Origin of the sequence: Roseobacter sp. OBYS 0001 (genome assembly GCF_019654895.1) — a bacterium.
Lineage (GTDB): Bacteria > Pseudomonadota > Alphaproteobacteria > Rhodobacterales > Rhodobacteraceae > Roseobacter > Roseobacter litoralis.
The window spans coordinates 1101582-1120258 of record NZ_BPES01000001.1; the positions used below are offsets into that span (position 1 = coordinate 1101582).

The window sequence follows — 18677 nt, forward strand, 5'->3', positions numbered from 1 at the left end:
CCGTGCGTCCTAGCTGCACTGGCTGGGTGCATCAATCCGGCCCAGATCCCGCTGCACGGCCATTTCACCATTGCGCGCCGCAACGATCAGCCCATTCAGCTCGGCATGCCGGTCAGAGCGGCGGAATTGCACCTCGCCATTGCCCGACATCACGGGAAGCTCCAGCATGGCGTCGCCAAAGGCTTCGGCGTCAGTGCTTTCCGCTTTCTTGATGCCCTCGATCAGCAAGCGCGTGGCCGTGTAATGAGCATCCACCGTGTTGGAAACGATCGCATCCGCGCCATAGCGGGCACGCACCCGCGACACCAAATCCTGAGCTTCGGGCTTGTCGAGGCTGGCCACGAAATTCGCAGGCCCGATGATCCCTTCGGCTTCTTCGACCGTCAGGCCCGACAGGTAGTTTTCGCTGAAGCCGAAACAGATGATTTCAACCTGACCTTTCAGGGGGGAGGCTGCGAATTGCTTGAGGAAAGTGATCGCGTCGGCCCCCACGATGGTCAGCACGACCGTATCCGCGCCGGAGCGTTCGATCTTGCGCAATGTCGGCGCATAATCCTGCGCGCCCCATGCCCCGTACTCTTCGGCCACCACGGTGGCACCGCGCGCGTCAGCCGTCGCCCTGAACGACGCGTTCATCTTCTGTGGCCAGATATAATCGCTGCCCAGCAGGAAAAAGCTACCCAGATCATTTGCAAGCGCATAGTCGACCAATGGGGCGACCTGATGCTCGGGCAGCGCGCTGTAGCAGGTCAAAAACGGGCTGCACACACCGCCCTCATAATCGGTTGCGTAAATCAGCGGCGTGCGGAAGCGCTCATATACCGTCTGGATCGCATCCCGCGATGCGCTGGTCACCGGACCGACCACGGCAGAAACACCGCGCGCACGGATCAGCTCGTTAGAGCGTTCAACTGCGGTCGTTGGGTCGGTTTCCGTATCGGCCTCGATAATCTCGAACATACGCCCGCCCAGAACGCCGCCCGCCTCATTGGCCTCAAGCAGCGCCATTTCCGTACCCTGCGCGCCCTGACGCCCCAAAAGCTCCAGCCCGCCGGACAATGGCTGCAAAATACCCACCGGGATGGTGTCCTGCGCGCGCAGAATAGATGGCGTTCCCAGCGCGGCAAGGGCCATGCCCCCGGCGCCGTATTTCAGAATATCCCGTCTGCTGGCGGCTGGCTTGAGCTTGCGTGTCATGTTCGGTGATCTCCCTCTTTGGACCCTTGAGTTTGTTTTCTGCGACAGTGCCCAGCTTGCGACATGCGAGCGCAGTGTCAGCGCCGGATCTTTCTTGCGCCAGCCCAAGGAAAAGATGCCTTTCTACCGACGTATTCTCAGGTTAAAGTTAGTGAACGAAGTGTCAACTAGTTTGTGCACTAACAGATTTGACATCGAGATAAGCGCATCACCGGAAATAACTTTCCGGGACAGAGGGGTTAGAGCAATGGATGACGCGACCGGGTCGATTCAGCCGGATGATACCCGGCAACGGGCCAAGACCTATCACCTTCAATCACAGGTCGGATTCCAATTGCGAGTTGCAAGCCAGATCGCAATCGAACAGTTTTCACAGGTCTATGGAGAAGAGGCCGAAACCGCAAAAATCACCACTAGCCAATTTGCTGTGCTGACCACCCTTTGGGAGGCGTCCGATTTGTCCCACAAGGAACTGGCACGGCGCACCTCGATGGACATGCCGACACTCAACGGGCTGCTCAAGCGCCTGTTGGCCAGAGCACTTGTGACGATCAGCATCTCCAAAAAGGACAAGCGCTATAAGGTCATCAATCTGACGGCCCCGGGACGGGCGCTGGCGGAACATCTGCGCGCGCGCGGCCACCTCGTCACTCAGCGCGTCTTGCAACCTTTGTCCGATGACGACCAAAAAACACTGAATGAATTGCTCACCCGTCTGATTTCCGGCCATCGCGGGTAAACGCAGGAATGAGCGCCCCTACTCTGGCCTGCGCCGAATGCTGCGAACACCTGCCTTTCCGAGAAATCCATGGACATAGATCAAACAGCCGCCCTCGTGTCAAACGGCCCCGATCACCGAGGGGCAGTGACAGTTGATTTGCCGGACAATTGCACCCAGGCATCATATTGCGACAGGAACACCTGACCGCCCATGTCATCCAGAAAATGCGAGCGTTTGAGGCGATCCATGACCGGCCCTTTCACCTCTGACAGGTGCAGACGAACGCCCATATCCTTGAGCCGCAAGTTAATCGCCCCAAGACTTTCCAACGCAGAAAAATCCACGTCATTCACAGCAGAGCACATCAGCACCACGTCCGTTACCGCGCAGCCCTGCGTGACACGGTTCTGGATCAGGTCCTCAAGAAAGCGCGCATTCACGAAGTAAAGGCTTTCATCCACACGCAGGGTCACGAGGGTCGCAACGGTGTTGACCGCATGGCGATGAATATTACGGAAATGCTGCGTATCAGGCACAAGACCGACTTCAGCCACATGCGGGCGGGAGGTCTTGTAAAGGTGCAGGAAAACCGAAATGACCACCCCCGACGCGACACCAACCTCCACCCCCAGACCAAGGGTCAGCAGGATGGTCACCGCAACGGCAACGAAATCGGCCCGCGCGTAGCCCCACGTCTTTCGCAGGATCGACAGATCCACAAGGCTGAGCACCGCCACGATGATTGTCGCAGCGAGCGTGGCGGTGGGCAGATAATAGACCAAAGGTGTCAGCGCCATGGCCGCAATGGCCAGACCCACAGCCGTGAAAGCACCTGCCGCCGGCGTCTCGGCACCCGCATCAAAGTTCACGACAGAGCGTGAAAATCCGCCCGTGACGGGGTATCCACCGGTGAATGCCGCACCCAGATTGGCCGCCCCCAGACCAATCAATTCCTGATCGGGATCAATGCGTTGACGCCTCTTGGCGGCGAGCGTCTGCGCCACGGAAACGGATTCGACGAAACCGATGACAGAAATCAGGATTGCAGGGACCAGCAGCCCCGCCACCAGATCCGGGGACAAGCCCGGCAGCGTCAGAGGCGGCAGGCTTTGCGGCACATCCCCCACGATACGCACCCCCTTCCCGTCCAGCCCAAAGGCCCAGACCGCAAGGGTCGTCGCGACCACAGCGGCCACAGGTCCAGCCTTGGTCAGGATATCCGCCAAAAGCAGCCCGGCCCCAAGGTTGCGCAGCGTCGGTTTGAGGTGTTTGCGCACCCAAAACAGAAAGGCGGACGCCGCGACGCCGATCAGCATTGTGATCCAGTTGATCTCTCCCAGATGGGCAAGGATCGACACCAACATCTCGGGGAGCGTGTGGCCATGCGCGTTCACTCCAAGGATATGCTTCAACTGGCTGGTCGCGATCAGGATGCCCGAGGCGGTAATAAAGCCCGCAATCACCGGGTGGCTGAGGAAATTGGCCAGAAACCCGAGGCGAAACACGCCCATCAGCACCAGAAACCCGCCCGACAAAAACGCCAGTGTCAGCGCCGCCACGGCGTAACCCGCGTTGCCCTGCTCTGCCACCTGACCAATGGCCGAGGCCGTCAGCAAGGACACCACCGCAACCGGTCCCACCGCGAGCGCGCGCGATGTGCCAAAGATCGCATAGAGGATGATCGGCGCGATCGAGGCATAAATCCCGGCCTCCGGCGGCAAACCGGCCAAAAGCGCATAGGCCAGCGACTGCGGGATCAGCATGATCGTCACAATCACCGCTGCGATCAGGTCGCTGGATAACGCCTTGCGGTCATAGGTCCGTCCCCAATCAAGGATCGGGAAGAAGCGGCGCAGATTTATGTGCATGGGATCGTCCGGAAACCAGGGGCCTATTCAGCCGCAACTTTGATCTTTTCAGGCTTGGCCATCCATTCCTTGCCCCTGAGCATGGCCTTCCAGTAGATCGGCGGCAGCAGGGTTTCCTTGAGGAACCATGCCGCCCGGCTTGGCTTGGTGCCATCCAGCAGAAAGGGCGGGAAACTGGGCTTGAGCACACCGCCATAGCCGAATTCGGCCAGCACGATCTTGCCCCGCTCCACCGTCAGTGGGCATGATCCATAGCCATCATATGCAGATGTGGGAGAGCGTCCGGCGATGTCAGCGACGATGTTATCCGCAACTGTCGGGGCCTGTTTGCGCGCAGCGGCGGCGGTCTTGGCGTTGGGGGCGTTCATCACGTCGCCAAGGCTCCAGATGTTATCGTATTCGGTGTGGCGCAGGGTGGCCTGATCCACATCGACCCAGCCGCCCGCATCCGCCAGCGGGGACACGCGGATGAAATCCGGTGCCGTTTGCGGCGGGCAGACATGCATCATGTCAAATTCCACTATGACCTCGGACGGCGCGGTATCTGGCTTGGCCACCCTGAACGTGGCCTTTTTCGCAGGCCCATCCACAGAAATCAGATTGTGAAAAAAATTGAGCGTTGCGTCGTATTTGTCGACGTACTCCATCAGGGCTGGCACGTAGTCTTTGACGCCAAAGAGCACGCCCCCCGCATTCATGAACTGAATGTCGATGCCTTTGAGCGCCCCGTTCCGGTTCCACGCATCCCCAGACAGATACATCGCCTTTTGCGGCGCACCTGCACATTTTATCGGCATGGGCGGTTGCGTAAACAGCGCGCGGCCACCCTTAAGGCTTTGCACAAGGTTCCACGTGTATGGCGCTAAATCATAACGGTAATTCGACGTTACACCATTGCGTCCCAGCGTCTCCTCCAGCCCCTCGACAGCGGCCCAGTCCAGCTTCAGCCCCGGACAGACCACCAGACGGTCATATTTGACCACCCGGCAGCCATCGAGGATCACCGCGTTGTTGCCGGGCTCAAAGGCCGCCACGGCGGATTTGATCCAATGCACACCCTTCGGGATTAGGCTGCCCATGGTTTTGGCCGTAGACTGCGCATCAAAGATACCGCCCCCCACCATGGTCCAGCCGGGCTGGTAATAATGAATATCCGCCGGATCGATCACCGCGATGTTCAAACCAGATTTGCGCGCCTTGAGGCTTGCCGCAACCGAAATGCCGCCCGCACCTGCCCCGACGATCACCACATCGAAATGCGCATCCCCCGTGTCGGTGGGTGTTCTGCCCCCATTGGCGATGCGCCGCGCAACACCATTCATGTCATAGCCCGCCGCCTTTGTCGCGGCGAGAATGTCCGGCATGGGGCGCTTTTTGGACTCGTGAAACGACCAGAGCGTGGCGGAGCGCGTACCGGTCCGGCAATAGGCCAGTACGGGGCGCTGCACTTCGTCCAGTGCTGTGCCAAAGGCGTCTACATCCTCGTCTTTGACCATGCCGGATTGCACGGGCACATAGCGCGCCTCGATGCCCACCGCTTTGGCTGCGGTCTCGATCTCCTCAAAGCTGGGCTGGTCCGCGCCCTCCCCATCGGGCCGGTTGCAAATGATGGCGCGAAACCCCGCGCCCCGGATCGCGGCCATGTCATCGACCATGATTTGCGGGCTGACAGTGACTTTTTCGGTGATTTCTCTAAGATCCATGATGCGGCTTTCTATGGGCGGCCAAAGTCGGCGGGTGTGATTGAACCGTCGGAATTGCGGTCGAGCAGCGCCATCCAATCCCCGGTATGAGACAGGAATTCCGCGTGGGAAACTTCGCCATTCCCATTCGTGTCATTGAAGGCAAGCGTCATCCCCTCAGACGCACGACGCAAACCCTTGCCGTTTCCACGACCGGCAGCCGCCTTCATGTCATTGGCGCGCGCTTCGTCGAAATAGACGTACTCGCTTGCATCCAGAGCGCCATTTTCATCCGCATCAAAGGCGGCAAAAACATCACCGCGCCGGGTCGTGATGTCGTCAAGGCTGACGACGCCATCGCCGTCGACATCCCAGTTTTCGATAAAATGCGCCCCGGGTTGCCCATTCTGAGCAAGCGCAGGCACGGACATGGCAAAAAGCACGAGGACAGTACGCGTCGCTTTCATTGGTTTTCCTTTACAGCGTGTTGACCGGCACTTTGAGCATCGGGTTGCCGTCACGGTCCTTGGGCACCTCGCCGGCACGCATGTTCACCTGAAGCGACGGGATGATCAGCCTCGGCATCGCCAGCTGCGCATCGCGTTCGGTACGGAACTTGATAAAATCTTGCCTCGTCTTGCCCCGGCCTACGTGGATGTTGTGCTCTTTCTCTTCTGCCACCGTGGTTTCCCAGGCGATGTCGCGGCCGTTCGGGCCATAATCGTGGCACATGAACAGGCGCGTCTCATCCGGCAGGGCCAGCACTTTCATGATGCTGTCATAGAGCTCTTCTGCGCTGCCACCGGGGAAATCACAACGCGCAGACCCACCGTCGGGCATAAACAGCGTATCACCCACAAAGGCGGCATCCCCCATCACATGCACCATGCAGGCAGGCGTATGGCCGGGCGTGTACATGGCAAAGCACTGCATCTCGCCGACCATATATGTATCACCATCGTCAAACAGCGCATCGAACTGGCTGCCGTCGCGCTGGAACTCCGTGCCTTCGTTAAAGACCTTGCCAAAGACGTCCTGCACCACGGTAATTTTGGAACCGACCCCGATCTTGCCGCCCAGCTTGCCTTGGATATAAGGGGCGGCGCTCAGGTGGTCGGCGTGGACATGCGTCTCGATAATCCATTCCAGTTCAAGACCTTGCGCCTCAACCTGCCGGATCAGCGCATCCGCGTGATCAAAAGTGATGCGGCCTGCGGCGTAATCGATATCCATGACACTGTCGACAATCGCACAGGCGTTGGAGGCCGGATCCTTGACGATATAGGTGATGGTATTCGTGGCCTCATCAAAAAACGCCTGAACGTGTGGTTTGACGTTCATGTTTACAGGATAATCAGTCACTTTCGTATCTCCTTCGGGGTTAGGGTGAGACTACAGGTGCCGCGCTGTGCGCGATCCGGGATTGGATGAATTTTGCCAGACAAATCCCGATCAGAAGGGCCGCGACAAAGGCAAAGACCTCCCACCGGCCTGTTCCAAGGGCGGGCAATGCACCGCCCGGACAGAACCCTGCGATGCCCCAGCCGATGCCAAAGACGGCGGAGCCACCGACAAGCCGCGCGTCTATCCTGCGCGCGCTTGGCACAAGGAATTCCCCCGCAAACACAGGGGCCGCGCGCCCAAACACCAGCTTGTAGCCAAAAAACGTGGTGATCAGCGCCCCGCCCATCACAAAGATCAACGAGGGGTCCCATGTGCCAAAAAGGTCAAAGAAATTCAGAACCTTGGCCGGGTTGATCATGCCGGAGATGGCAATCCCGACGCCAAAGACAACGCCTACCAGATAAGTTGCGATCAGTTTCATCGACTTAGCCCCCAATCACGTGGCGAATGACAAAGACGGTGGCAAAGGTGAACACCATGAAGGTCATCGTCGCGACGATGGACCGCGGGCTGAGCCGCGCCATCCCGCAGACGCCATGCCCAGAGGTGCAACCTGCCCCAAAGGTGACGCCGACCCCGACGATCAACCCGCCGATCAACAAGGCCGGGGTCGATACGGGCACTTGCACGGCTGGCATTTCGCCCGTGGCGATCCAGACGATGACCGGCCCTGTTACCATCCCCGCCACGAGGGCGGCGCGCCACAGGAAATCATCGCCTGATGCGGGCTGAAACAGCCCCGCCAGAACGCCCGTGGCCCCCATGATGCGTCCCAACAGCAACATCAAAAGCGTCGCGGAAATGCCAATCAGGACACCCCCCGCAAGCGATGCCCAAGGCGTAAAAGTGGTCGCAATCATCAGCAGTCCTTGCAGGTCTTGAGGCCCACAATGCTATAAAGCGGGCAGTTGCCAACAACGGCCGTCAGCGTAAAGACCGCCGCCACCGCCAATGCAATCCAGAACAGGACGCCACCACCCAGAACGGTCGTGCCGAGGGCGAGGAATACCAACACTGCTGCAATGGCCAGACGGCCCCCGCGATCGAATTTTCCCATGTTCGTTGTCATTTTGCTCTCCAATCAGAATCTATGCTTTTATTGTCGCATGTCGCCGCGCAGAACTTTGGTGACTTGGTCACCAAAGCGGCGAAAAACCGGCGCTCTTACAGCTTCCTTGCCACGATGAAACGGCTGGGGGGTCTTTTTGGGTGATCGTCGCTTTCCAGTATCTCAAAACCCGCAGATGTGATGTCGTGCTCAAGCCTTTCGGGCGTCAGAAACCTGATATCGGGGGCTTTGCCTGCCCATCGCAGGAGCGCCACAAGCGGCCGAAACACGCTGAAAACACCGCCGAGACATGGCGTTTTAGTGATGAAAAGCCCTTGGTCAGGCAACATATCATGCACGTCGCCAAGGGCTGCATGTCGGTCGGGCAACAAATGCAGCAGATTAAACGCAAGTACGACATCGAAGGGCCAGTCAGGCAGCGTATCATCGCCGCAGCCCGCCGTGCACAGATCAAGCCCCTCAATTCCTGCTGCGGCGCATTTCTCACGCGCGACAGAAATCATTTCCGCCGCGCGGTCACTGGCCGTATATCGCCGGACGTGGGGTGCCATCCTCAGCGCGGTTGTGCCTGTTCCGCAGCCCAGTTCCAGCACGCTGTGCGTCGGTTTCAAATAACTCCGAACACGCGCAAGCGTCGCCTCATAGGCCACCGGATTGCGCATGGGCATCGCGGAATAGCGACGCGCGACACGGTCCCAGAAATCGCAGCGCGCGTCAGACATGCTCACCAGTTTCAGGATCAACCTTCATTGGAGCCCAGTTGAATTGTCGTATCATCCACGAAAGACGCCACCGGAATATCGAGGTTGCGGGGCGCAGGTCCTTTTCTGATCCGACCCGCCACATCGTAATGGGAGCCGTGACAGGGGCAGAACCAGCCGCCAAAATCGCCCGCCTCGCCCAACGGAACGCAGCCAAGGTGGGTACAAATGCCCATCTGGACCAGCCAGACACCATCTTCTGACAGGGCGCGGTTTGCGTCAGCAGCATCCGCATCGCCCGCCAGATTGGCGTTCTGTGCCAGTTGATCGGGCAAATCTGTCAGGTCCGTGGCGCGGGCCTGTGCGATCTCTTCCTCGGTGCGCGCCCGGATGAAAACGGGTTTGCCCTGCCACTTGAGCGTCAACTGCGTGCCGGGTTGAACCCCACTCACATCAACGCGCACGGTCGATAGGGCCAGCACATCCGCAGACGGGTTCATCTGGTTCACCAAAGGCCAGACAGCACTGCCAACTGCAACGGCCCCTGCCCCGGCGGTGGCAAAATAGAGAAAGTCACGACGGGTTTCGACGGGTTCTTCAACGGTTGACATCTGATGTGCCTCCTGATCGCCGGGTGTCTCGGGTGGTAGTGTCGATCCGGGTCGTTGCAAACCGCCGATCCGCGCGTGCGGGTTGTTGTTTCCGGATCGGGTGCAAAAGCGACCGGAGCCAAAACAGGATCACCAGTGATAAAACGAGAAACAGCGTGAGCATCACAAGAAAGTTCATGGGTGTCGTCTCCTTTTCCCATCAAGAGTACCTGATACACGGCATCCAAGACGGTGATTAAGTCACCATACAGATCAGGTTTTTGACATGTCGGTTTTGCGGGGATATCCATCACCTTGGGTTGCATTTGGCACGTGGCACGCAAGGGTTCTGTCACTCCTCAGCGCGCATGTAGATTTTGTCGGGGTTGAGTTGGTACCCCCAAGGCAAGCCTGAGTTTTTCCAACCGTTTACCGAGCGGAAGGGTCCGTTCGGGTTGTCTTTGGCAGTGCTTCCTTCGAAGCCATCAACCACGACATAGACCTGACTGAGGCCTGACCCCTCCAATGCGCGCGCCGAGGGTGCACCCCTTGTGCCGCCAGACCGACACATCAGAATGATCGGCGTGGATTTATCAAGGCCTCTTTCCTTTAGGGCGGCCAGAACACCCGCGCTGAAATCCGGATTTTTTTCCATCCTCAGAACCGGTTTTTCAGCATGCCACTGCGACGGGTTCACCAGCAGAAACGGTATGTTCTTATCGACAACATCCGTGAACCCGGTGAACATGATTTCGACAGGCTCGCGAACATCGACGAACAGAACCTTGTCGCCCTCAACTTGTTTCATCTCAAAGGCTTCCCGAGACGTCAGGTAGAGACCCCAGGGCGTTTGCCGGGCGGGATCAGCGGGTTCCGGCGCAGCAAGCGCGGTGAAAGGCAGAACGATGGCAAGCGCCACTCCAGTCAGATAGTTGAACGTCATTTCCTGTCCTTGCTTATGTAAACGGTTAAGAGAGGCACAGTCGCACGGTGATGGTCCGCGCGACTGTTTTGCGGATGCTGGTGCAGATCAAAAGCTGAGAACGCGGGTGTCATCGTCCATCAGACGGCGCGCCATCGCGTCGGGCATGGCGACACCAATCCCGTCCAGAAGCACGGATTGATCCGCCCCTCTGCCCGGCAAATAGATCGCGCAGACCTCAACCGTCGCACCGGTTTTGTCCCGGATCATCTGCATCAACCCCTGCGGGCTCATGTCGCGTGGCGGCTGGCCTGCGGTGGCACTTGCAGGCGCGTCCTTCAAGGCGAGATCGCCCGCCGGGCCACAGAGCATGATGTGCGTATCAGCGCCCTGTTGCGCAGCCTGCATGGTCAAAACCATGGCCATCAGCTGTGTTTGCGCATCTGGCGAGGTAACGATGGTCACGAGCTTTTCCTCAGCCTCGGAACTGGAGACTGCAGATGCGGCTGCAACTGCGGCAACCGCGGTGGCCAAAATAAGTCTTTTCATTTGGTATCTCCATAGGATGGGTGTTTGTGGGATTTCGGTGATTGAAAATTCGCCTGCACTGCCGACCGAAAACGGCGCCGGCTGAGCGGGAGAATGCAAAAACCGACGGGGTCGTCAGTGCTGCAGCACATGAACCGAACGGACAAAGTGGATCGGTCGGTTTTTGATGGGATGTATCACAGCGAATCTCCTGCATTGCTCAGGGAATGATGCAGGACAACGGCCCGGAATGACGGTGACAAGATCACTGAACGCACGGAACTTCTGACGCTAAATTATAGGTCTAATCTCAGCGGCACGGCTCAGAGGGTTGCGCCACGAGTGTCGTAAAGCAGCTCTGCTCGCCCGCATCCGGACAGACCACTGATGCATGACGCATCTTCCGAAGCCTACGGTGCAAGGCCGCATCTCACCATGGCGGCGCCTGATCTCGCGCCCCTCCCCACCAGATGTTTGGCAAGCACGCGCCGGTCTGTGATAGCAAAAAACCGATGCAAACGCACGATGATGAAAGACGGCACTGCGTTTTCAATGCAGCATCGGCCAATGTGCACGCAAAACCGGGGATACCTGATGCACCGTTTGGCATATGCTCTTATGATCTATGCACGTAGGATCGGGCACGCTTTGGGGCCTGCCGGACATCTTATCATTTTCAGTGCTCAGAACATCCCGACCTGCGCCGAAGGACGGCCACCCGTCGGCACATGCTGGAACGCTTCATCGCTGCATAAGCCTTTGCCCGCACAGGGTTGCCTCACGTCCCGCGCACAGGGCACGGCGAGCGGCAGCGGAGACGCCAAGGGTTCAGCGGCAAACAACTCGGTTCGTTTGCTCAATGTTATCCACCGGGGTATCAATCCTGAACCAGCAGGCTGTTGTTTCAGACGAACAACCATGGGCTCGGGTCACGTTTAGTAAGGGAACACCTTTGAATTTCTTGAGTTCATTTGAAATGCTGGAAGGTAATTTTGCGATTTCCTTGATGATTGCTTTGGTCACCCTGTGTTGGCTTGCAGTCAAATTCAGCTTTCGCAACGCGCCACTGGATGCGCGATACCCGAAACTCAGCGTTGCTGTTGACTTGGTGGTCATGCCCTTGGCGGTCTTGCTCGTGGGGAGCCTTACGTACAACGGGCACAAGTGGCTCGGGGTTGGCGACCTGAGCGAATTTATAAACGCGTTGACCCTGTTGAGTTTATTGATGGTTTTAGGGTGGTGTTGCGCCCGCTTGGTTGAGCTTTTCGTGCTGTCGAAACGCAAGGATGACGACGCAACTTATCTGCCCGGACTTCAGCGTGGCCTGCTGTTCGCGGGATTTCTGCTGGCCAGTGCCATCGCGTTTTTCAACATTATGGATTACTCGGTGACCGGAATTTACCTTTCAACCGGAGCCCTCGCCGCTTTGATCGCCTTCGCGATGCAAAAGACACTGGGTGATCTTTTTTCAGGCATCGCCCTGAGTGTGGAACATCCCTTCCGCTTGGGCGACTGGATCGAACTGGAAGATGGGACGCAAGGTCAGATCATCGACATCAACTGGCGTGCGACGCGACTGCGCGGGTGGGACAACGCCACCGTCGTTGTGCCAAACAGCACTCTGGCACAGCAGCGCATCAACAACATGCATGGAACAAATCACGTCTATGCGGAGTGGTATGAAATCAAGATCCCTGCGGACGTCGATCCAGCCATGGCAAAATCTCTTTTACTCGAAGCGGCCCTGCGATGCGACAAGCTGTTGAAGAAACCAATTCCCGCTGTGCGTTTGGCAGATGCGTCGTCAATACCGTATGTATACACGGTTTGGGTGCATTTCCCCAACTTCCTGTCCATGTTCGCAGGGCGCGAGCAGCTCTTTCGGGAAATACACTATGCGCTGAAAAGTGCAGGCATTCAGATCGCGCCGGAAACATATGAGCTGCATTCGCGCAGAGCTGATGTTGTCAAGATAGAGCCCCCTACTTCTCTTATGACGCTCAAAAAACTGGATATTGCCAAATTCCTGACCGATGAAGAGCTTGAACAACTGGTGCAGACCAGTGAGAGGCTCATCTTTGATGCGGGAACCACCATCATTGCCGAAGGTGAAGTCTCCCAAGCTTTTGATATCATTGTACATGGTGTTGTAGAAACCAGTGTCAAATCCGGCAGCATGTCGTTCAGGCCGATCGACGAGCTGAAACCGGGCCAATACTATGGCCTTTACGCGATGATCGTAGACGCCCCGTCATTTCAGCAATTTGCCGCCGCAACGGATGTTACGGTCATTCGCGTTCATATCGAGTGTATCCGGGCGCTTTTGACAAACAGACCAGATCTGAGTGAAGAGCTCGCACGGATCGTAAAGCAGAGAATGGACACCGCAGAAGAGATGCGGCTCAGGACGGACAATGCGCCTGCACGTCTCACGTTTCAGGACATCTTGCGCAGGGTCGATGCGCTGATGCGTTAATCTGCACGGCGCTGTCCCACTCTCTTCAGAACGAAAACGCGTACCTTATCGAAACAGTCTCTCTTCCCGGGTTGTGACTCTCGATCCCTGCATTTGAGAGATGATCGACGGCCAGTGATATCCGAGATCCGTTGGTCAGCCTGTACCCAAGGCCGATCAGCGTTCTGAATTGCCAGTTGCCGCCCAGATCCATGCCGCCGCTGCCTTCATCATAGTACCCGGCGGCGAGGCTGCCCTCGACAAACCAATTGCCCGACAGGTTCCAGATGCTCGACAACCCTGCGCCGACATAGACGGTTGAATCGTCTTCGAGTTGGAGGAGCGCAAGGCCCGACACGCTGCCCCATTGGTACTTGCGGACCGGGTTCGTGTGATATTCGAGTTGAAACGCGGGGGACCCGGAGGAGGAAGAGCCGATATCGCTGGCCCCGAGGCCGAGCACAATGTCCGACGCGGTGGCCGGTGTTGCACCGACTGCAATAGACAGTGCTGATATGTATAGGAATTTCATTTTGTGTGTCTTCATCTTTAAGGTTGTCTAAAAGGGCCAAAACTTCTGCGCAGCCGCCGCCGGTCAAGGGGTTTAACAGCGCAGAATGTTCATAGGGATCGGCCGCGAATCCATGCTATGGCCAGTCGCAACGCGGCACAAGTGACCTTCAGATTCTATTCAGGGTCGCAATACCGAGGGGCACGTTGAACTGCGTGCACCAGATGTAAACCTCATTGAAGTCATCGATATTGATGCGCGCGGGCACCACATAAGTTTGCAGCCCTGTGAGGTTTTTCAACTTGTCGACATCACTGGTTGCCACATATTTCCCGTCCCTGCCAAAACCGACGCGCGGATCAGGCGCGCCATCAAGGCTGAAGTCCGAATCCAGAATGACCAGCGCGCCCCCATCAGCGGTTTTGATGACCTGCACACCCCCCCGGGGTGATATGGTCGCTGGCTCCCGAAAATGTACCATGGGTTGTCGACTATTGCGCAAAAGCAGTGAGCGGTGCACATGCCACGATCGTCGCTGTGACTGGAATGAGGAGTTTTTCAAGCATCGTTATGGTCACTTTCTAACTGGGTGTTTCGACTTTTGAAGCTAAAGTCGTCACGTCGAGACTAGAGGAATTTTCGCGGCATTAGTTCCAACCTCGTGCTCTTGCGGTGATAAGACTTCAGAATTTCTGAGCGGGGCCCACCGGACACGTAGTGACAGTAATTTCAATATAAAACATCACTTTATACTCGCTTCTTCAAGTTCTAAAAACTACCAGAACGAACCAAACCACCCGCTGATCCCCGCCATGCGCAAGATCTTGATAGAAGTCATCGCCCACTCGCGCTGTCTTGCCCTAGTTGGAGTTCTTGCGCACGACACCCGAGGTCACACCAAGGATCTTCTTGAATGTGTCGGTCATGTGGCTTTGCGAGCTGAAGCCCGAAACATGTGCGATTGCCGCGAGTGGTTCGTCTGACAGGCTCAGCCTGCGTGTGGCATCAACGAGCCGTCGCTCGACGACATATTGATGCGGGCTGCGGCCCATGGCGGTGCGAAAGACGCGCGCGAAATGATATGTGCTCAGATTGGCAAACTCGGCCAGCTTGTCCAGCGGGAGCGGGTCCGCGAGGTTGCATTCGACGTAATCCAGCACGTCCTGTATCCGGGTGGCGGTCGCGTTGGCTTGCGGTTGAAACCCCGACACCTGTGACAATAGCAGGAATTTCACGCGCAGACGGAAGAGGCTCGCGAATGCATCGAGCTGCCGTTCGCTCAGCAGTGTCATGCCATTGGTCCAGCTGTTCACCAGCGTCTGGGCAATTCCGACCAATGCGGGGTCTTCTGCATTATATATTGCCTTTGGCTTGGACAATCCGATCACTTTCTCACTAGGCAGCGCCGGACGTGGCCGCGCCGAATGTCATCTAAACGCTCCACCCTGATCTGGTGGCGAGAATTTCCTGTTCATCCCACGCGGGCAGAAACACGAACGTAGAGGGCGGCGCGATCTCGCCCCGCATTTCCGACCCTGAGATCGCATAGCTTGCCGTAGATTTCCCGAGATGGACGTCCAGAAAATCATCGCCTTTCGGAACCGACATGCGATGAGCATCCGGTTCTATCATTGCTCAGCCATCCCTCGGTTATGTCGGTGGCTTGAATAACAGGGCGCTGATGCGGGCGTATTTCACGCAGCGTCACATTTTCGAAAAATTGAGAGGTATGGCACCTGCATATGCCCGGTCTTTGCGCGACCCAACTCACACGTCGCCGACACAGCAATTCTGCAAGACGATTCAGCAAGAGGGTGGAAGAAACGACCCCTGTTCTGCACATAGCCTGACTGCAACGCCGACGCAGTTGACCATTGATCAGCCCCATATCAAGGAGGTTCAGATGACAAAAGACAGCGTTACCTTACGCAGCGTGGCCCATGATATCAAAGGTCTGCTCACCCGGGCCAGTCTGGCGGCTGAATTGCTGGGGCGGCATGATGATGAGACGGTGCGCCTCAAGGCGGATCGCATCATGCGGGCCGTGGATCAGATTGCGCTGATCTGCCAGCGCGACCTCGCCCCCCCGATCAACTGTAGCCGCGCAGAGCTTCATGAGTGCGGCGAGGTGGTCAAGCTGATGGAAAAGGTCGTATCGAACGCGCGATCAGGCCATGAGCCGCAGCCCCGACCCGTTCCATATTTTGACTAGACTTTAAATCCCTGTCTGAGATGCCGTCACCTTCCCCCGGATGGCGTCACTCCACCCGATTAGACAGTTGACAAGGCGGGTTTTCTCCCTGTTGACCGCCTCGGATTGTCCCGTCCGCACCTGCCGACCTGCGGACGGGGCGCATTCATTGGCTTGATGCGAAAAAACTGTGGCCACCCCAGGAGGATAATATGATCAAACCATCTGTATTGCCCAGAGAGGCACGGATACATTCCGGCAAACCAACCCACGGATCGCCCGCCTCACCTGTTCATGCCAGCGATCTCGCCCTGATGGGGCGGGTACAGCTTGACAGTCGGGCAGAGGATCAGACGGGGAAATCGGAACCCCGCGGCACCGCATGTCTGACACAGGTCCTCACACAGATCGCATCCGGGCTGCGCGTGCCGCCGCATCAGGCCTATCTGCGCAATATCACCCACCTGCATGTCCTTGATCCGATCGACCTTGACTGCTCGCAACCCTTCCTCTTTGCCGTGTTGAAGGAGCTGATCCAGAACGCCATCAACGCGGTTGAAACCCCGTGCAGCGCGCGGATCGACGTTTTGGTCACGCAATATAAGAACCGCCTGTATTTCCAGATCGCGGACAACGGGCCGGGCATGCCGGATGGCATGGCGGCTTGGTTTGACGCAGGCAAAACCGGAAAAACCGGTGCGCGGCGGCGGGCCGGGTCCGGGCACGACAGGGTGCGGCAATTGCTGACTTGGGCGGGCGGTGAATTCCGGCTGGTGCATTCCTGCGCGGCGGGCACGCGTGCAGCCTGCATGTCTTTATCCACCCCGACCTCATGATGCATGCGCTTGAGGCCGGCGAGGACGCCCGTAACAGCGCGATCCGCTTCGAAAACTTTGCCGGAGTGTTCCATTCTGAAATGAGGGCACCGTCACTGCCCTCCGTGATGGTGCGGGCCGACATGATGGGTCTGCGTCTGGCGCGCCAGATCATCGGTTTTTATGGCCCCCCCATACGCGCAGGATACGCCGGCGATGGATCTGTCGGATTTCCAGTTCCTGCGCGCCATAGACTTCATCGAGGACAGCCTCACGCGCGACGTCCCGCTTGCCGAAATGGCCCGCGCCGTGGATGTGCCCCCGCAGCGTCTGGCCGATGGCTTTGTCGCAGAGACCGGGTGCAGCATCGATAGCTTCCGCGCCGAGCGGCGGGTCGGCATCGTGCAGCAGCTGTCGCGCAGCGCGGGTCGCGACATGACCACCGGGCAGATCGCCCCAAAGGTCGGTTTTGTCGACACCGCCGCGCTGGATGCCGCCTTTCGCGCGCATCTGGGCATTTCCGTCAACAACTACCGCGCGGGGAGGTTGGGATGAAACAAGCACTCAGAGCGACGGAAAAGATGTTGCAGGGCGAGGATCTTCTTGATTTCGCCGAAAACCATCATGAGGGCAGCCATGCCATCCGACCTGACAGCGGCGATACCGCCTGCGCGCAATTCACACTTGGGAGCCACCATTCGCAACATGATGCCGCAACGGTCCATACGTTGATCTTGTCGAATGCCGCCAAGGGGCGGCTGCAGGCCGAGGTCGCGGGCCAGACGCATGAGGCGGACATCCGCAGCGGCACGCTGTCATTTGTGCCGGCGGGCAATGCGCAGAATTATGATTACACCGGCACGCTGACCAATACCGTGCTGGGCATCGACAACGCCCTGTTTACCCGTGTGGTGGAGATATACCCGTGTCTGGGCACCACCGGCGCCTTCGAACCCCGCTTTGGCTGGATCCGCCCCGCTGTGCAGGCCCTGGTGGAGGAACAGCACCGCGTCCCGCACCGCGATACGACCGGGTCGCGGGTGCTCGCCGAAGCTGTCGCGCTGCGGCTGGCCTATGAGCTGCTGTCGGTCTTCAACGCTCAAAAACCCGCGGGCGCGCCGCTGCCGCTCTCGCAGGCCGAGATCACCCGCCTGACCGGTTTCATCGACGCGGAGATGGAGCAGAATTTTGACCTCACCGACCTGGCCCGGCAATTGGACCGTGACCCCTTCGGGTTCTGGCGCAGCTTCAAGGCCGCCACGGGCGAAAGCCCCCACCAATGCGTGATCCAGCGCCGCATCGCCCGCGTCAAACACCTGCTGCGCACCACCTCCGACAGCCTAGCCGACATCAGCTACGCCACCGGCTTCGCCAGCCAGCCGCATATGACCGCAACATTCACAAAACACGTCGGCACCTCCCCCGGCAAATGGCGCAAGGCAGCGCAGACGTAATCACCTCCCCACGACGAAACCGCAATTCCAGATGTCTGCGGCGCGTGCGTCCGCTTGGTTAAACACGCCACAGGGCTCGGGTGGCGGGGCGTCATGTCTTCGCCCCTGATCGCAAGAACATGCAACGATCCCGCCCGCTTCTGAAAGAAGCCCCTCAAAGTGGTTGATAGATCATAAAGATCAGCAATCAGATATGAGGAGACCGCCCCCATGAACAAGTTACTATGTGTCGCCGTGGCTGGATTTGGTCTGGCCATCGGCGTGGTTCAGTTCAATTCCGCCGCGACCGCCCGGCAGGCCGTTTACGCGGATGTCACTACTTCAGCGCGGCGTTTGAGATCCTCCCCCCGTGTCCATCAAAATTTCCATGACGGCGTTTTTTGCGGGTTTGAGGGTTTCTAGGGTTTTGGCGGATCGGGCCATGATGCGCAGGCCGGAGTAGACGGTGAGGATCAGTTGCGCCTGTTGGGCGCGCGCATCCTGTGCCATGTCCGGGCGTGCCTGTGACAGGGCATGGACGATGGCGCGGCGCATCTTGTCATAGCCTGTGCGCACGAGGGTTGCCGTTT

General features: G+C 58.2%; 24 protein-coding genes and 1 pseudogene. 6 read left to right on the plus strand and 19 right to left on the minus strand.

What is annotated here, in order from left to right:
• Nucleotides 1-9: 9 nt before the first annotated feature.
• The gene (locus K5Q35_RS05325) at nucleotides 10-1197 is read right to left on the minus strand and encodes a substrate-binding protein (protein ID WP_259650467.1); all 1188 of its coding nucleotides are present in this window, start codon (nucleotides 1195-1197) and stop codon (nucleotides 10-12) included.
• Nucleotides 1198-1444: 247 nt separating this feature from the next.
• On the opposite strand from K5Q35_RS05325, the gene K5Q35_RS05330 reads away from it, so the two are divergent.
• Nucleotides 1445-1936 (plus strand): MarR family winged helix-turn-helix transcriptional regulator, encoded by a 492-nt coding sequence (locus tag K5Q35_RS05330; RefSeq protein ID WP_259650468.1) that lies wholly within the window; start codon nucleotides 1445-1447, stop codon nucleotides 1934-1936.
• A gap of 113 nt (nucleotides 1937-2049) precedes the next feature.
• Here K5Q35_RS05330 and K5Q35_RS05335 read toward each other — a convergent pair whose 3' ends face one another.
• From K5Q35_RS05335 to K5Q35_RS05395, 13 genes are all read right to left on the minus strand, one after another.
• Nucleotides 2050-3786 (minus strand): SulP family inorganic anion transporter, encoded by a 1737-nt coding sequence (locus K5Q35_RS05335; RefSeq protein ID WP_220798705.1) that lies wholly within the window; start codon nucleotides 3784-3786, stop codon nucleotides 2050-2052.
• A 23-nt stretch (nucleotides 3787-3809) separates the two neighbouring features.
• Nucleotides 3810-5489 (minus strand): bifunctional protein tyrosine phosphatase family protein/NAD(P)/FAD-dependent oxidoreductase, encoded by a 1680-nt coding sequence (locus K5Q35_RS05340; RefSeq protein WP_220798706.1) that lies wholly within the window; start codon nucleotides 5487-5489, stop codon nucleotides 3810-3812.
• A gap of 11 nt (nucleotides 5490-5500) precedes the next feature.
• Entirely contained in the window at nucleotides 5501-5935 is a 435-nt protein-coding gene (locus K5Q35_RS05345) for an EF-hand domain-containing protein (protein WP_220798707.1), read from the minus strand.
• A gap of 10 nt (nucleotides 5936-5945) precedes the next feature.
• Nucleotides 5946-6830 (minus strand): MBL fold metallo-hydrolase, encoded by an 885-nt coding sequence (locus K5Q35_RS05350; RefSeq protein ID WP_220798708.1) that lies wholly within the window; start codon nucleotides 6828-6830, stop codon nucleotides 5946-5948.
• Nucleotides 6831-6849: 19 nt separating this feature from the next.
• Entirely contained in the window at nucleotides 6850-7293 is a 444-nt protein-coding gene (locus tag K5Q35_RS05355) for a DUF6691 family protein (RefSeq protein WP_220798709.1), read from the minus strand.
• Between the two features lie 4 nt (nucleotides 7294-7297).
• A complete protein-coding gene (locus tag K5Q35_RS05360) occupies nucleotides 7298-7732 on the minus strand; it encodes a YeeE/YedE family protein (protein ID WP_220798710.1) in 435 nt (144 codons plus the stop codon).
• Nucleotides 7732-7941 (minus strand): DUF2892 domain-containing protein, encoded by a 210-nt coding sequence (locus K5Q35_RS05365; RefSeq protein ID WP_220798711.1) that lies wholly within the window; start codon nucleotides 7939-7941, stop codon nucleotides 7732-7734. The genes K5Q35_RS05360 and K5Q35_RS05365 overlap by 1 nt, the downstream gene beginning before the upstream one ends.
• A gap of 95 nt (nucleotides 7942-8036) precedes the next feature.
• Nucleotides 8037-8663 (minus strand): class I SAM-dependent methyltransferase, encoded by a 627-nt coding sequence (locus K5Q35_RS05370; protein ID WP_220798712.1) that lies wholly within the window; start codon nucleotides 8661-8663, stop codon nucleotides 8037-8039.
• A 17-nt stretch (nucleotides 8664-8680) separates the two neighbouring features.
• The gene (petA, locus tag K5Q35_RS05375; RefSeq protein ID WP_220798713.1) at nucleotides 8681-9253 is read right to left on the minus strand and encodes a ubiquinol-cytochrome c reductase iron-sulfur subunit; all 573 of its coding nucleotides are present in this window, start codon (nucleotides 9251-9253) and stop codon (nucleotides 8681-8683) included.
• On the minus strand, nucleotides 9240-9431 hold the full coding sequence (locus K5Q35_RS05380; protein WP_220798714.1) for a hypothetical protein: 192 nt from the start codon (nucleotides 9429-9431) through the stop codon (nucleotides 9240-9242). Before K5Q35_RS05380 ends, petA begins: the two co-directional genes overlap by 14 nt.
• Nucleotides 9432-9584: 153 nt before the next feature.
• The gene (locus K5Q35_RS05385) at nucleotides 9585-10175 is read right to left on the minus strand and encodes a rhodanese-like domain-containing protein (RefSeq protein ID WP_220798715.1); all 591 of its coding nucleotides are present in this window, start codon (nucleotides 10173-10175) and stop codon (nucleotides 9585-9587) included.
• An 87-nt stretch (nucleotides 10176-10262) separates the two neighbouring features.
• Entirely contained in the window at nucleotides 10263-10703 is a 441-nt protein-coding gene (locus K5Q35_RS05390) for a DsrE family protein (RefSeq protein ID WP_220798716.1), read from the minus strand.
• Between the two features lie 662 nt (nucleotides 10704-11365).
• Nucleotides 11366-11542 carry a hypothetical protein gene (locus K5Q35_RS05395; RefSeq protein ID WP_220798717.1) on the minus strand — a complete coding sequence of 59 codons (177 nt, stop codon included), beginning with the start codon at nucleotides 11540-11542 and terminating at the stop codon, nucleotides 11366-11368.
• A 101-nt stretch (nucleotides 11543-11643) separates the two neighbouring features.
• On the opposite strand from K5Q35_RS05395, the gene K5Q35_RS05400 reads away from it, so the two are divergent.
• On the plus strand, nucleotides 11644-13158 hold the full coding sequence (locus K5Q35_RS05400) for a mechanosensitive ion channel family protein (RefSeq protein WP_259650469.1): 1515 nt from the start codon (nucleotides 11644-11646) through the stop codon (nucleotides 13156-13158).
• A 25-nt stretch (nucleotides 13159-13183) separates the two neighbouring features.
• On the opposite strand, the gene K5Q35_RS05405 is transcribed toward K5Q35_RS05400, so the two are convergent.
• The 4 genes from K5Q35_RS05405 to K5Q35_RS05420 all read right to left on the minus strand — a co-directional run bounded on the left by K5Q35_RS05405 (nucleotide 13184) and on the right by K5Q35_RS05420 (nucleotide 15256).
• Nucleotides 13184-13669 (minus strand): acyloxyacyl hydrolase, encoded by a 486-nt coding sequence (locus K5Q35_RS05405; protein WP_220798719.1) that lies wholly within the window; start codon nucleotides 13667-13669, stop codon nucleotides 13184-13186.
• A 148-nt stretch (nucleotides 13670-13817) separates the two neighbouring features.
• Complete coding sequence (locus K5Q35_RS05410; RefSeq protein ID WP_220798720.1) at nucleotides 13818-14129, minus strand: DM13 domain-containing protein; 312 nt, start codon at nucleotides 14127-14129, stop codon at nucleotides 13818-13820.
• Between the two features lie 379 nt (nucleotides 14130-14508).
• Nucleotides 14509-15027 carry a helix-turn-helix domain-containing protein gene (locus tag K5Q35_RS05415; protein WP_220798721.1) on the minus strand — a complete coding sequence of 173 codons (519 nt, stop codon included), beginning with the start codon at nucleotides 15025-15027 and terminating at the stop codon, nucleotides 14509-14511.
• Between the two features lie 52 nt (nucleotides 15028-15079).
• Nucleotides 15080-15256: a hypothetical protein gene (locus K5Q35_RS05420; protein WP_220798722.1), complete on the minus strand. Its 177-nt coding sequence runs from the start codon at nucleotides 15254-15256 to the stop codon at nucleotides 15080-15082.
• A 295-nt stretch (nucleotides 15257-15551) separates the two neighbouring features.
• Here K5Q35_RS05420 and K5Q35_RS05425 point away from each other — a divergent pair, with 295 nt between their 5' ends.
• The 4 genes from K5Q35_RS05425 to K5Q35_RS05440 all read left to right on the plus strand — a co-directional run bounded on the left by K5Q35_RS05425 (nucleotide 15552) and on the right by K5Q35_RS05440 (nucleotide 18108).
• Nucleotides 15552-15860: a HAMP domain-containing histidine kinase gene (locus K5Q35_RS05425; protein WP_148264345.1), complete on the plus strand. Its 309-nt coding sequence runs from the start codon at nucleotides 15552-15554 to the stop codon at nucleotides 15858-15860.
• 191 nt (nucleotides 15861-16051) lie between these two features.
• Nucleotides 16052-16675 (plus strand): ATP-binding protein, encoded by a 624-nt coding sequence (locus tag K5Q35_RS05430; RefSeq protein WP_220798723.1) that lies wholly within the window; start codon nucleotides 16052-16054, stop codon nucleotides 16673-16675.
• Between the two features lie 162 nt (nucleotides 16676-16837).
• A complete protein-coding gene (locus K5Q35_RS05435; protein ID WP_220798724.1) occupies nucleotides 16838-17209 on the plus strand; it encodes a helix-turn-helix domain-containing protein in 372 nt (123 codons plus the stop codon).
• Nucleotides 17206-18108, plus strand: coding sequence for a helix-turn-helix domain-containing protein (locus K5Q35_RS05440; RefSeq protein ID WP_220798725.1), 903 nt, complete (start codon nucleotides 17206-17208; stop codon nucleotides 18106-18108). The genes K5Q35_RS05435 and K5Q35_RS05440 overlap by 4 nt, the downstream gene beginning before the upstream one ends.
• A 321-nt stretch (nucleotides 18109-18429) precedes the next feature.
• Here K5Q35_RS05440 and K5Q35_RS05445 read toward each other — a convergent pair.
• Nucleotides 18430-18677, minus strand: a pseudogene (locus tag K5Q35_RS05445) (TetR/AcrR family transcriptional regulator); the annotation flags it as partial.

Excerpts from the sequence above, each read along its gene's own strand:
- K5Q35_RS05325 (WP_259650467.1), bottom strand. The coding sequence starts at position 1,197 with ATGACACGCAAGCTCAAGCCAGCCGCCAGCAGACGGGATATTCTGAAA.
- K5Q35_RS05330 (WP_259650468.1), top strand. The coding sequence starts at position 1,445 with ATGGATGACGCGACCGGGTCGATTCAGCCGGATGATACCCGGCAACGG.
- K5Q35_RS05335 (WP_220798705.1), bottom strand. The coding sequence starts at position 3,786 with ATGCACATAAATCTGCGCCGCTTCTTCCCGATCCTTGATTGGGGACGG.
- K5Q35_RS05340 (WP_220798706.1), bottom strand. The coding sequence starts at position 5,489 with ATGGATCTTAGAGAAATCACCGAAAAAGTCACTGTCAGCCCGCAAATC.
- K5Q35_RS05345 (WP_220798707.1), bottom strand. The coding sequence starts at position 5,935 with ATGAAAGCGACGCGTACTGTCCTCGTGCTTTTTGCCATGTCCGTGCCT.
- K5Q35_RS05355 (WP_220798709.1), bottom strand. The coding sequence starts at position 7,293 with ATGAAACTGATCGCAACTTATCTGGTAGGCGTTGTCTTTGGCGTCGGG.
- K5Q35_RS05360 (WP_220798710.1), bottom strand. The coding sequence starts at position 7,732 with ATGATTGCGACCACTTTTACGCCTTGGGCATCGCTTGCGGGGGGTGTC.
- K5Q35_RS05365 (WP_220798711.1), bottom strand. The coding sequence starts at position 7,941 with ATGACAACGAACATGGGAAAATTCGATCGCGGGGGCCGTCTGGCCATT.
- K5Q35_RS05370 (WP_220798712.1), bottom strand. The coding sequence starts at position 8,663 with ATGTCTGACGCGCGCTGCGATTTCTGGGACCGTGTCGCGCGTCGCTAT.
- petA (WP_220798713.1), bottom strand. The coding sequence starts at position 9,253 with ATGTCAACCGTTGAAGAACCCGTCGAAACCCGTCGTGACTTTCTCTAT.
- K5Q35_RS05380 (WP_220798714.1), bottom strand. The coding sequence starts at position 9,431 with ATGAACTTTCTTGTGATGCTCACGCTGTTTCTCGTTTTATCACTGGTG.
- K5Q35_RS05385 (WP_220798715.1), bottom strand. The coding sequence starts at position 10,175 with ATGACGTTCAACTATCTGACTGGAGTGGCGCTTGCCATCGTTCTGCCT.
- K5Q35_RS05390 (WP_220798716.1), bottom strand. The coding sequence starts at position 10,703 with ATGAAAAGACTTATTTTGGCCACCGCGGTTGCCGCAGTTGCAGCCGCA.
- K5Q35_RS05405 (WP_220798719.1), bottom strand. The coding sequence starts at position 13,669 with ATGAAATTCCTATACATATCAGCACTGTCTATTGCAGTCGGTGCAACA.
- K5Q35_RS05410 (WP_220798720.1), bottom strand. The coding sequence starts at position 14,129 with ATGGTACATTTTCGGGAGCCAGCGACCATATCACCCCGGGGGGGTGTG.
- K5Q35_RS05420 (WP_220798722.1), bottom strand. The coding sequence starts at position 15,256 with ATGTCGGTTCCGAAAGGCGATGATTTTCTGGACGTCCATCTCGGGAAA.
- K5Q35_RS05425 (WP_148264345.1), top strand. The coding sequence starts at position 15,552 with ATGACAAAAGACAGCGTTACCTTACGCAGCGTGGCCCATGATATCAAA.
- K5Q35_RS05430 (WP_220798723.1), top strand. The coding sequence starts at position 16,052 with ATGATCAAACCATCTGTATTGCCCAGAGAGGCACGGATACATTCCGGC.
- K5Q35_RS05435 (WP_220798724.1), top strand. The coding sequence starts at position 16,838 with ATGGCCCCCCCATACGCGCAGGATACGCCGGCGATGGATCTGTCGGAT.
- K5Q35_RS05440 (WP_220798725.1), top strand. The coding sequence starts at position 17,206 with ATGAAACAAGCACTCAGAGCGACGGAAAAGATGTTGCAGGGCGAGGAT.